At 46.6% G+C, this 12,370-nt stretch carries 11 protein-coding genes; 2 read left to right on the forward strand and 9 right to left on the reverse strand.

The window, feature by feature from the left end; all coding sequences use genetic code 11:
* Positions 1 to 68 precede the first annotated feature (68 nt).
* The 7 genes from lutC to MKX71_RS17515 all read right to left on the reverse strand — a co-directional run bounded on the left by lutC (position 69) and on the right by MKX71_RS17515 (position 6,529).
* Entirely contained in the window at positions 69 to 791 is a 723-nt protein-coding gene (gene lutC / locus MKX71_RS17485) for a lactate utilization protein LutC (RefSeq protein ID WP_003228309.1), read from the reverse strand.
* Entirely contained in the window at positions 791 to 2,230 is a 1,440-nt protein-coding gene (gene lutB, locus MKX71_RS17490; RefSeq protein WP_014480926.1) for a lactate utilization iron-sulfur protein LutB, read from the reverse strand. The genes lutC and lutB overlap by 1 nt, the downstream gene beginning before the upstream one ends.
* Before the next feature lie 26 nt (positions 2,231 to 2,256).
* Complete coding sequence (gene lutA / locus MKX71_RS17495) at positions 2,257 to 2,973, reverse strand: lactate utilization iron-sulfur protein LutA (RefSeq protein WP_014478017.1); 717 nt, start codon at positions 2,971 to 2,973, stop codon at positions 2,257 to 2,259.
* 174 nt (positions 2,974 to 3,147) lie between these two features.
* On the reverse strand, positions 3,148 to 3,750 hold the full coding sequence (gene yvfU, locus MKX71_RS17500) for a two-component system response regulator YvfU (RefSeq protein WP_015251201.1): 603 nt from the start codon (positions 3,748 to 3,750) through the stop codon (positions 3,148 to 3,150).
* 16 nt (positions 3,751 to 3,766) lie between these two features.
* Positions 3,767 to 4,882: a two-component system sensor histidine kinase YvfT gene (gene yvfT / locus MKX71_RS17505; protein ID WP_038429658.1), complete on the reverse strand. Its 1,116-nt coding sequence runs from the start codon at positions 4,880 to 4,882 to the stop codon at positions 3,767 to 3,769.
* 3 nt (positions 4,883 to 4,885) lie between these two features.
* Positions 4,886 to 5,623: an ABC transporter permease gene (locus tag MKX71_RS17510; RefSeq protein WP_003228297.1), complete on the reverse strand. Its 738-nt coding sequence runs from the start codon at positions 5,621 to 5,623 to the stop codon at positions 4,886 to 4,888.
* Entirely contained in the window at positions 5,624 to 6,529 is a 906-nt protein-coding gene (locus MKX71_RS17515) for an ABC transporter ATP-binding protein (RefSeq protein ID WP_072692770.1), read from the reverse strand.
* A gap of 283 nt (positions 6,530 to 6,812) precedes the next feature.
* On the opposite strand from MKX71_RS17515, the gene rsbQ reads away from it, so the two are divergent.
* Entirely contained in the window at positions 6,813 to 7,622 is an 810-nt protein-coding gene (gene rsbQ / locus MKX71_RS17520; protein ID WP_339231401.1) for a sigma factor SigB/phosphatase RsbP regulator RsbQ, read from the forward strand.
* 35 nt (positions 7,623 to 7,657) lie between these two features.
* Complete coding sequence (rsbP, locus tag MKX71_RS17525; protein WP_213385614.1) at positions 7,658 to 8,869, forward strand: SpoIIE family protein phosphatase; 1,212 nt, start codon at positions 7,658 to 7,660, stop codon at positions 8,867 to 8,869.
* 53 nt (positions 8,870 to 8,922) lie between these two features.
* Here the strand turns inward: rsbP and ganB are convergent, their stop codons facing one another.
* Complete coding sequence (ganB, locus tag MKX71_RS17530; protein WP_339231404.1) at positions 8,923 to 10,218, reverse strand: arabinogalactan endo-beta-1,4-galactanase; 1,296 nt, start codon at positions 10,216 to 10,218, stop codon at positions 8,923 to 8,925.
* Positions 10,219 to 10,297: 79 nt separating this feature from the next.
* Positions 10,298 to 12,361, reverse strand: coding sequence for a beta-galactosidase GanA (ganA, locus tag MKX71_RS17535; protein ID WP_339231406.1), 2,064 nt, complete (start codon positions 12,359 to 12,361; stop codon positions 10,298 to 10,300).
* Positions 12,362 to 12,370: the final 9 nt, after the last annotated feature.

Here is a 12,370-nt window from a genome sequence, read left to right on the forward strand (position 1 = left end):
CCAAAAAATTGGAAGTTGAAGTTTTTTCAAGCAAAAAGCCCGGCATATGCCTGCCGGGCTTCCTGAGTTCAGCGGTCAGAGACGAGAATATATGCTGCCTTTACTGGTCCATGCACCCCCACAACTAAATCCATTTCAATGTCGGCTGAGTTACTCGGTCCGGTAATGTAGTTGATACATGAAGGAACAGTGACACCGTTCGCAATGTTTTGGCGGATGATATCACTGGCTTGTGTCATTCTCGGTACAATGCTTGATTTCGGCACGATCGCAATATAAGTCGTTGGCAAAAGGCTGACAGAGCGGCCGATGTCTTTTGAGGAGAAGAGGACAACCGTCCCCGACTCAGCCAATGTAATTTCGCTGAATGTAATCCCTACATTGGCTTGCTCCGCTTTTTTAATATTTTCCTCGCCTTTGTCAGCATCCCACTCCCAGACCGGCGTTCCTTCACTCGGCCAGTCCTTGGTGAGCAGGCTTTTCAGTCCGTATTCTTCAAAGCGGGGGTCCTTCGGAATGATGACAGGGCCTCCAGAAAAGCGGCTGACTTGCTCGCGCAGGGCATCGTAAAGGCCGGTTGAATCCGTTTCAATCAGCTCTGTATGGATTTTGACACAATGGTTTTTGAGCACTGTGACTAAGTCATCCGCTGAATAACCTTCAAGTGTTTTATATTGCGGCTGATGCGCCCATTCAGGGACTGCCACGCCTCCTGTTCTTCGTTCACGGCCCAGGCTGGATGCGATTCGGTTTAAAAAGCTCTCTTGATTCTGAATGGTTCCCTTCGTCATCACTGCTCCTCCTTCGTGCGTTCACTTGTTTCTCTGTCCGCAAACCAGTCTCTGAATCTCGATTTATGCGGTGCCGGGAAGTCGCGAATCTGGGTCCAATTTTTAAGCGGGCCGGGCCCTTTCGAAATTTTTTCGTCCTCTGTAAAAGGCGTCATGGCGGCCGGCGCCCATTTTGAGCCCATTTTGTAAAGCGATAAGGAGGATGCGCCAAGTCCGAATGCTTTCATTGCAAGCTTTTCACTGATCGGCGCCCTGCCTTCTTTTTCGACGATATTCTGACGATGCTTGAGCAGCAGCTCATGAAGCGGGATTTTGACCGGGCAGGCTTCTGAACAAGCAGCGCACAGTGAAGATGCGTACGGCAGCTCCTTATAATCGTCATAACCGCCGAGCAACGGTGATAAAACAGCTCCGATCGGCCCCGAGTAGATTGAGCCGTATGAATGTCCGCCGACATGGCGGTACACAGGACAGACATTGATACAGGCGGCACAGCGGATACATTGCAGCACAGACTGGAATTCCGTTCCAAGGATATTGGATCGTCCATTATCAACGATGACAAGATGGAATTCTTCCGGACCGTCCACTTCACCTTCCAGCTTCGGACCCGTCAAAGCTGTAATATAACTTGTCAGCCGCTGTCCGACAGCACTTCTTGTCAGCATGCTGACTAGCACTTCAAATTCAGAAAATGACGGGACAATCCGCTCCATTCCCATGACGGTAATTTGTGTTTTCGGCAAGGTGCTCACAAGCCGTCCATTTCCTTCATTGGTCACAAGGCTGACGGAACCCGTGTCAGCGATGGCGAAGTTACAGCCGGTAATGCCGATATCCGCTTCCAGAAACTTTTTACGGAGAATGGCGCGCGCATGCATCACCAGCTCTTCCGGTTTTTCTGTATGTTGATAGTCTAGCCTTTCTTTAAACACATCGCGTATCTGCTCTTTATTTTTATGAAGGGCGGGCGCTACGATATGTGACGGCGGATCGTGATCATCAATCTGCAAAATATACTCGCCGAGATCGGTTTCTACGACTTCACAGCCTTCCTTCTCCAGCACCTCATTCAGATTGATTTCCTCTGTGACCATTGATTTAGATTTCACAATTTTCTTCCCGTTCTTCTTTTGAATGACATCCCGAATATAGGAAGACGCCTCTTCCGCTGTTTCCGCGAAATAGACATGTCCGCCTCTTTTCGCCACATTTTCGGCAAGCTGTCCGAGATAGAAATCAAGGTTTTCAAGGACATGCTGCCTGATTTCCTCTGATAATGAGCGCCACTCCTCCCAGTTTCCCAGTTCTTCTGCTGCCTCTAGGCGCCGCGTCCGCAGACGCTCCTGTGCACCCGAAACAGCGCCTCTCATAAATTCATTATCAATCCCCTGTGATACCCGCTCTTTAAAAGCGTCAGTACCGATTTTCATCGCCATGATCCTTTCCCCCTCTGAATCCAGTTTTATCTGCTGTTGAGCACTTCGGCGATGTGCATCACTTTGACATTCTTATCTTTTCGGCCAAGCCGTCCCCCGATATTCATCAAACAGCCGCAGTCAGCACCGATCAGCACCTCTGCTCCCGTTTCCTCCACACATTCGACTTTTTCATCAACCATCTGCTCAGAAATCTGCGCCATCTTGACGGAGAACGTTCCTCCGAATCCGCAGCAGTTATGTTTGCCCGGAAGCTCTGTAAACTGCAGGCCCTTCACATGGCTCAACAGCTTCATCGGCTCCTCCCGAACACCCAGCAGCCTAGTCATATGGCACGACGTATGTAAGGTCGCTTTTGTATGAAGGGTCGCGCCGACATCCTCTACCCCAAGGACGTTCACAATAAAATCTGTCAGTTCATACGTTTTATCCGCCAGCTTTTGCGCTTTATCGGCCCATTTCGGATCATCCTGAAACAGGTGCGGATACTCCCGGAACATCGTTGTGCAGGAACCCGAAGGACTGACAACATATTCGGAATCCTGAAACGTTTCGATCATCCGTTTCATTGCTTTTTTGGCGTCATGTACATAGCCGCTGTTGTAAGCCGGCTGTCCGCAGCAAATCTGCCCTTCTGGAAAATCAACCTCGCACCCAAGCCGCTCCAGCAGCTCAACCGTTGCTTTTCCGACATTTGTTTGAAACATATCAACAAGACAAGTGACAAAAAGTGAGACTTTCATGATGAACCCCTCTCTCATCCCCAATATATGATCAGGTCATCTGATGACCTGAGTTAAAATAACTATATGAATATCGTACACTATTCTGACAATGGAAGGGAAGGGTTTTCTAGGGATATTTTCATTTGTGGCATATCAAAAACACTCCCGATCTCCCAGGAGTGCAGTATATGGTTAAATCCAGCCCTTTTCCTCAGCAATGCTGGCGGCTTCTGTCCGATTTTTCGCATTAAGCTTTTGGATGATTTCTGAGATATAGTTTCGAACTGTGCCTTGAGATAAATAGAGCTCCAGCGTAATGTCTTTTGTTGTCTTGCCTAAAGCCGCAAGCCTCAGAATTTCTTGCTCTCTAACGGTTAGCGGATTTTCGTCTCGCATCATATTAAACGTCAGCTCAGGGCTGAAGACACGTTTTCCCTTTACACATTTTCGAATGGCATCGGCCAGATCGTCAATTTCGCCGTCTTTCAGCAGATAGCCATGTGCACCGGCCTTTACGGCGCGTTCAAAATATCCGGGGCGGGCAAAGGTGGTTAAAATAATGACCTTGCTGACGCAGCCTTTTTTCATTAATTCCTCTGCCACATCCAGCCCGCTTCGAACCGGCATTTCAATGTCCATAATGCATACATCCGGCTCCAGCTTCAAAATAGCATGTAGCGCCTCTTCCCCGTTCAATGCTTGTCCGATGACTGTCATATCCTCTTCTAAATCAAGCAAGGATCCCAAAGCGCCTAAAAGCATGCGCTGGTCCTCAGCAATAAACAGACGAATCATTCTTTTCGTCCTCCAATCATTCTGCTTTTTTAATAAGCGGAATCGTCAGTGCCACAACCGTTCCGTTATGATCTGAAACCGTTAATCCCCCTTCAATGAGCATGAGCCGTTCTTCCATTCCCCACAGGCCATTCCCAAACATTTTCTCCTTCGGCGCTCCCTTTCCGTCATCCCGTATTACGATCCTCATTTTGTCAGCAAATTGAGAAATGGTGATGGCACAGTGGGTTGCTTTGCTGTGCTTGATAATGTTAGTCACGGCTTCCCGCATACACATACTGATAATATTTTGAGTGACGGGAGATATCGCTGAAAAGTCGTCGGCTCCTTCGTATTGAAAGGTAATGTTCCCCGCTCTTAATATGTGCTGAATGTTTACGAGCTCCTCTGTTATCGTGACCGTCCTCATATCAGAAACCAGCTCTCGAACTTGCTTGAGTGCGGATCGTGAGCTGGTTTCCATTTCTTTTGCCTCAAGCTTGGTCCGTTCTGGATCAGATGCAGCCAGCCGCTGAATGAGCTGGCTTTTTAATGTAAGCAGCGACAGGGTGTGGCCAAGAGTATCGTGAAGATCACGGGCGATTCGAACACGCTCCTCTCTTTTAGAGAGTTCTTTTATCTGTTCGTTGGCTTGTGCAAGCTTATTTTCAAGCTCAATCCTCCGAAACATAGAACGAATTCCGAATGGAGAAATGAGCATAATGACGAGAAACGGGAGAACAGAAAAAAGCTCCCGAAGCGAGACCGAATTCGCGATAAATTGGTATAGGCATGGAAAAAGCAGTATAAAGATTAAAGCGCAGAACGCACGGTTAAAATTCGTTTTCTCTTTGTAATAACCAACAAAGTTTGCCGGAAAAAAACCTAAGTATATATAGGTGATATTGTAAAACACACTATACATCAAAATAACCGCCATTTGCACGATAAGCCAATATGTAAACGAAGCTTTGCCCACGCTGCAGAATAACTGGCGATATGCCGCTACAAAAAGGAGCAGCATACCATATCCGATCCCCTGTTTGACCCCTGATTCTTTTAATAAAGAGAGGAACGGCATAATCGTATACACCAGAAAGATATAAGGGAAAAACCCGAATTCCTTCGGGAAAATAGATATTGCCTTTTTCATGTATTACACCGCTTCTTGTTTTCTTCTTATATATTTAGATAGTAGCATGAAGAGCATCATATAAGCGATTAATATCAGAATATTTTTCCAAGTCGGACTCCCACCCCGGACAAGTTCCCACGCTCCGCTCCCGAAATGATAAGACGGAAGCCACTGGCCAATGCTCTGCATCATGTCAGGCATGACCTCAAACGGCATCCACATCCCTCCGCCTAAAGCCAGCAGCATATAAAGCACATTACTGATTCCGGCCGCTGTTTCTACTTTTCTCATGAGGCCGATTAGTGTGCCTAATGCTAAAAAAGGCAATGCGCCAAACAAAATCCACAGTCCGCTCATCATCCATTCAAACGGTGACAAGGCAATATCATTGATGATTGCGCCGAACAGAAATATGACGGTAATTGATAAAACGTGAATGACACTTTGGCCGATCATCTGAGCTGATAAATAGATATGATCCGGAAGAGGCGTAAGGCGGATAAAGGCGGCCCAGCCTTGTGACCGTTCTTGTACCATTCGGATGCCAAGCGTCATGATAGAGGAACCCATCACGCTGAAGACTGTCATCGACATCAGGTAATGGGCTTCCCATGCACGTTGATCAGGGACGTTGGTATTCACTACATTTGTAAAGAAATAATAAAAGGCAATCGGCATGATCAGAGACCAAAGCACAAAGTACTTGTTCCTAAGCACCCTTTTCATTTCAGCGATGCTTTGCTTTTGCAGCACGTTCACTCACATCGCCTCCCTGTTGCCGTCAGCCAGCTGGCGAAATGCCTCATCGAGCGTTGCTTGCTCAATTCGAATATCCCGTGCATGTATGTTTTCTTGAAAGATCAGCGCCAACACTTTGTCTGTATTTGATGTCTGGATGATGGTTCTCTCATGCTCGTGGATCACTCTCTCGACTTCCGGGTGACAAGACAGCCTTTCCAATGATTCACTTGAATGAAGCGTAAAGGAAACAGACTGTTTTTGAATTCTTGAGCGGATTTGCATTGGTGAGCCGTCTGCAACAAGCTGTCCTTCAGTAAAAAATAGGATTCGCTGTGCGGCATCATCTGCTTCCTGTAAATAATGAGTTGAAAAAATAATCGTTTTTCCTTGGTCCGACAGTCCGTGAATGGTCTGCCAGAATCGGTGTCTTGATGAAGTGTCCATGCCGACTGTCGGTTCATCAAGTATAAGCAGCTCCGGGTTCCCGGCAAGAGCCAAAGCAAAGCTCAAACGGCGTTTTTGTCCGCCGGATAATTTTTCTGCTCTTGTTTTCAAATCTTCTTTGGTGAGTGCTGTTAACGAAACGAGTTCTTTCATGGACAATGGATTCGGATAATAGCTCCGGAAGAGTTCAAGGATTTCATCCACCTTAAGGCCCGGCATGACACTTACTTCCTGAAGCATTACACCTATTTTTTCACGAACCTGTTGATCATCGGGAACCCGGTTAAATAGTTTGATTTCTCCCTCACTCGGTTTCAGCAATCCTAATATCATCGAGACGACGGTCGTCTTCCCTGCCCCATTTGGCCCGAGAATGGCTGCAATTTCTCCTTTTTCAATACTGAAGCTGATGTGGTTTACAGCGGTTTTTCGCTGGAAATGTTTTGTCACGTTGCTTACTGTTACTGCTTCTTTCATCACATGAGCACCTCCTGATCGTTTACATTGATTGTAAAATGACGGAGAAGACGATGTTAGTATGGGGTGTCATGATGATGGAGTGACAAATGTCATTTTTTTCTCACCCCGGTGTCTAGGCAATCCTCCTCCTGCATCTTCCAATTCATCCATCTTTTCTATCTCCCATGTCCTCTTTCTTTTAAACTGCTGTGACATTCATAGAAAGATACACTCTTCAAACCATCCGAGTGTTATGATAGAAATATTGAACTTTATATTACTTTCCGGCTGAAAGGAGCCAATCATGAACGAAGCGATTTTGTCTAGAAATCATGTGAAGGTGAAAGGCAGCGGCAAAGCATCTATCATGTTCGCACCTGGTTTTGGATGCGATCAAAGCGTGTGGAATGCCGTGGCACCTGCCTTTGAAGAAGATCATCGGGTGATTTTATTTGATTACGTCGGTTCGGGACATTCAGATTTGCGCGCATATGACCTGAATCGTTACCAGACACTTGACGGCTATGCCCAGGATATTCTTGATGTTTGTGAAGCTTTAGATCTGAAGGAAACCGTGTTTGTGGGTCACTCCGTCGGGGCCTTGATTGGGATGCTTGCATCCATCCGCCGCCCGGAGCTTTTTTCCCATCTGGTGATGGTGGGGCCTTCTCCTTGCTATTTGAATGATCCGCCTGAGTATTACGGAGGATTTGAAGAGGAGCAGCTCCTTGGCTTGCTGGAGATGATGGAGAAAAATTATATCGGCTGGGCGACTGTATTTGCGGCAACCGTTCTGAATCAGCCAGATCGGCCTGAAATTAAGGAAGAGCTTGAAAGCCGTTTTTGTTCTACTGATCCTGTCATTGCCCGCCAATTCGCGAAAGCGGCGTTTTTTTCTGATCACCGAGAGGATCTTTCGAAGGTAACGGTTCCCTCTCTTATTCTCCAATGTGCAGATGATATCATCGCACCTGCAACAGTAGGTAAGTATATGCATCAGCATCTGCCTTATAGCAGTCTGAAACAAATGGAGGCTCGCGGACATTGCCCTCATATGAGCCATCCAGATGAGACGATACAGCTGATCGGCGATTATTTAAAAGCACACGTGTGATATAGGAACGAAAGGGATAGAGGTGACCCTCTTAGATGGACAAACAATTGAATGATGCACCATGCGGTTTCCTCGCTTTGTCAGAAGAGGGGTCGATCATAGCTGCCAACCGCACCCTTATCAAGATTCTGGATTATGAACCGGAGCAGGTTATCGGCCAGCACATGAATATGATGTTGACCATTCCCGCACAGCTTTTCTGCCAGCTTTATTTTTTTCCGCTTTTGAAATTGGAGCATCACATCGAAGAAATATACATTTCCCTGAAAGCAAGAGATGGAGAAGAAATTCCCGTCCTTATCAATGCGGTTGCGAGACACGGTAGCGGGGCTTCTGTCTTTGATTGTGTTCTTATTCCAATGCGAAAGCGAAATGAATATGAAAATGAGCTGCTGCTAGCCAGAAATGAGGCTCAGGAAGCTTTGCTTGCCAAACAGAAAGCCAATGCGGAGTTAGAAATTGCCTTGGAAACGCTGAAAGCAAAACAAGAAGAACTTCTTGAGATCAACAAACAAAATCAACAATTTAAATTAAACACCAAAAGAGAGCTTGAACTCGCCAGAAAGATCCAGAAAAACTCGTTGACTGAACCGATTGTAAACGATCAGGTTCAGATTGACTCTTATTACAACGCATCGAGTGAATTGTCAGGTGATCTTTACGGATATTATCAAATCGATGAACACCGTTACGGCATTATTATCCTTGATGTGATGGGGCACGGAATTTCATCTGCATTGATTACGATGTCTCTTCATCCTTTGTTCCAGCGCCAGATCACGCAAGGTCTCAGCCCTGTTAAAGTTATGAAGGAATTGGACCGGCACCTTCACAGCTTGTTTCAAAATGATGAGGAAGCAAGACATTATTGCACTGCTATTTATCTCGAGATTGACATAGCACGGCAAAGAATTGATTATGTCAACGCAGGGCATCCGCCGGCACTTTGGCAGGATGATAGCGGAACTCAACATCTGCTTCACGCGACTTCGCCTCCGATCGGGATGTTTGAAGACTTAGTGTTTCAGTCAAGCAGCCTTTCATACACGGAGGGCGGAAGATTGCTTCTGTATACGGATGGCGTGATGGATCCTACGGCTTCATGTTATTTATATGATTTACTAAAGGATCATCCTGATTCGCCGATCGCTGACCAGAAGGAGAAAATCCTTACATCACTGCAGCATCAAAAGGAAGCTCATCATAAGAGTGATGACGAATGTTTTATATTAGTTGATGTAAAATAACATGATCCATGAGACATAACAATGATTTGTTACATCTCATGGATTTTTTTGTTTCAGCGTTTCTTTGGAATATGTCCTGACTCCGCATATTGAAACACCTGCAAGGAAGGCAGCGGGTGTCCATTAAAATCAAATAAAGCTTGATTATCTACAGCACTTCCCCCATACCACTTCCCGGCGTCTTCAGGGTCGTATTCAGCAGCATAGCTGGACGCCCACCCTGACCCGTATGTTTCCCATAACACTTTGTTTTTCTCTATCTGTGTCTTCGGCCCGACTGGAATCCACGCCGGCTCCCAGTAGAAAACACCGAGTCCTGCTTTGCCCGTATTCGCCACTGCCTCCATTACATCTCTTACTGCAGTTGCCTGGCCTTGAACAGAAATTGGATATGGCAGCGTCTGCCCGCTTTTTGGCGCTGTATTTCCATGCCCATCGCCATCCTCAGCGGTATAGGTGTACGATGTTTCCGCCACCATGACTTTTTTGCCGTACGTATTGGCAACAGCCTTCAGCACGGAGGTCAAATTTTGTAATGTCCCATGCCAGAAAGGATAATAGGAGCTCGCAAACACATCATAATCCACTTTGTTTTTGCTGAGTGTTTCCGCAATAAATGAATACCTTCCAGCCGTTTCAGGATTGGTAAAATGCAGGGCGACCAAAATATTTGAATTTGTCTCCCTGACCGCTCGGCTTCCTTCATTAAATAATTGGCACATCTTCGTCCAATCAGTCTCACCGGCAAATCCTCCTGTTGTTTCATTTCCGACCTGAACCATGCCGATGTCAACGCCTTCCTTGATCATCTTTTGCAGGCTTTGTTTCGTATACTCATAGAGCTTTGCTTTTTTTGCTTCAAAGCTGAGATTCGCCCAGGCTTTGGGCACCTTTTGTTTCGCTGGATCGGCCCAGAAATCAGAGTAGTGAAAGTCGGCCAGCACCTTCATTCCGTTCGCTGTCGCTCTTTTTCCGATTTCGATTGCTTTTTGAACATCATTGTTTCCCCCGCCATACCCGTTGCCATTTGAATCATACGGGTGATTCCAGATGCGGACGCGAACATAGTTGACCCCAGCCTGTTTTAAGGTTGTAAAGATGTCCTGACGTTTTCCGCTTGTATTATAAAAGGTGACACCGCTGTTTTCCAAAGCAATAACGCTGGACACATCTGCCCCTTTGATAAAACCCTTGTTCATCCCCTCTACTTTTTTAACAAAAAGATCCTCATCCTCTGTCCGAAGCTCTGACACGTGCTTCTCCTTCTCAATGGCAGCGGCATATCCTGTTGAACTACATGCACTCCACACGATGGCAGCCGCAAAGAACATTTTCACTTTGCTTTTCATGATTTCATCCCCCCAAGACTTAGTAAGCGGTTTCATTCTATAGAAAAAAGAATCCGCCCATATCGAGCGGAGCATCAGCCTAATGTGTGTTTACGATAATTCTCACTTCATACTTTTCCATCGTCAGGTCGCCTGACAATATGTCTCCTGTCATTATGTCCTTCACACTCTGATCAAACGTGACCAGTTGTTTTTCTTCCGTAAAGTTCATCACAAAAATATAATCATTGTCCTGATCCTGCCTCGCTTGTACGGAGACGCCTTTTCCGTGCCGAACCGGAAAAACTGGAGAAAGAGACAGGTCTGTGATCAGACCCTCATAGAAATCACGCTGAAATTGATCCTCCAAACGCGCGCCGATAAAATACGCCTTGCCCTGCTGATACTCATGGCTTGTGACCGCTGGCGTGCGCGCATAAAAATCTTCTTGATACACTGCTTCCACTGAAGCTGTCTTTACATCAATCACGGTTGCATAATCCTTCATTTCATATATTTGGCTGCGATAGCTGACAGCGTTTCGATCCTTCGGATACAGGGTGTCCGTTTCAAGAGGCTCAACTCCAAATATAGCTTGAAGGTCCGGATGCCATCCGCCTGTGTATGTTAAGTCATGCTCATTCACAACCCCGCTGATATACGTCATGACTAAGGTGCCGCCGTCAGCCGTAAACGCTTTTAAACGGGAAATGGTGTCCTCGCTGATTAAATACAGCATCGGGACGATCAGCAGTTTATATGGTGAAAAGTCTTGTTCTTTCGTGATGACGTCGACAGGGATATCGTGTTCCCAGAATGTGCGGTAATGCTGCTGAAGCGTTTGCGGATAACGTTTTGTCGCCTTCGCAAACCCCTGAGCATCCTCGAGCGCCCAATGATTTTCCCAGTCATATAAAATAGCGGTTTGTGCCGGCCTCTTCGTTCCGACAACTTCGGACAGCCGTTCCAATGTCTCGCCTACCTTGGCCACTTCTTGAAAGACGCGGTTCTTTGGGCTATTGTCATGATCCACAACCGCTCCGTGTAATTTTTCTGATGACCCCCGTGATTTGCGGTATTGGAAATAGAGTACGCTGTCCGAGCCGTGGGCAATCATTTGCATGGATGACAGCAGATTCATGCCCGGGCGCTTTGCCTTGTTGACGTTATGCCAATTGACCGCGCTTGGCGTACACTCCATTAATAAGAAGGGCTGCTGCTTCAAGCTTCGGTACAGATCATTGATAAAGCCGACCTTCATCGCCAAATCAGCTGTGCTTTCCCAGTCATTGTGCCAGACAGGATAAGCGTCCCAGCTGATGACATCGACATGCTTTGCAAATTTGCTGTAGTTGAGGCCCTGATACGGGATCAAATCCGGTGTGTCAGCCATAAAATTCGTTGTGATAGGGATATCAGGCGTCAATTCTTTCAGCGGAATGATTTCATTTTTATAAAACGAAATCGTTTGATCGGTGACGAACCGGCGCCAATCTAAATTCAGGCCATGCAAGCCATTTTCACCGATCGGCGAAGGGCTTTCAATTTGTGACCAGTCATTGAACGTATGGCTCCAAAAAGGGGTCCACCACGCATGGTTCAATGTCTTGAGGCTGTTGTCATATTTCGATTTCAGCCACTCCCGGAAAGCATGCTGGCATAAATCACAGTGGCAATCTCCCCCGTATTCGTTTGAAATGTGCCACATTAACAGCGCCGGGTGATGCCCGTATCGTTCTGCTAATAAGCGGTTGATGTGCCGTGTCTTTTCTCGGTAGACTTTAGATGTGAGGCAGTGGTTGTGCCTTCCGCCGTGCAGCTGTTTGACGCGGGAGGCATTGACGCGCAAAACTTCCGGATAGGTTTGCGACAGCCAGGCCGGACGGGCTCCGCTCGGCGTTGCTAATATGACCCGGCCGCCTATACTGTGAATCCGCTCAAAAATATCATCCAGCCATTCAAATTGATATACGCCCTCCTCCGGCTCAAGTGCGCTCCATGCAAAAATACCGACAGAAAACGTATTCGTATGAGAAAGCTTCATCAGTTTGATATCGTCAGCTAAAATATCGGGCCGATCCAGCCACTGATCGGGGTTGTAGTCTCCCCCATGGAGCATAAATTTCGCTTTTGTTACGTGCGTTTTTTCAAGCTTTGACATCACATTCTCCTC

The sequence above is a fragment of the Bacillus sp. FSL M8-0071 genome, from assembly GCF_037975455.1.
Classification (GTDB): domain Bacteria; phylum Bacillota; class Bacilli; order Bacillales; family Bacillaceae; genus Bacillus; species Bacillus subtilis.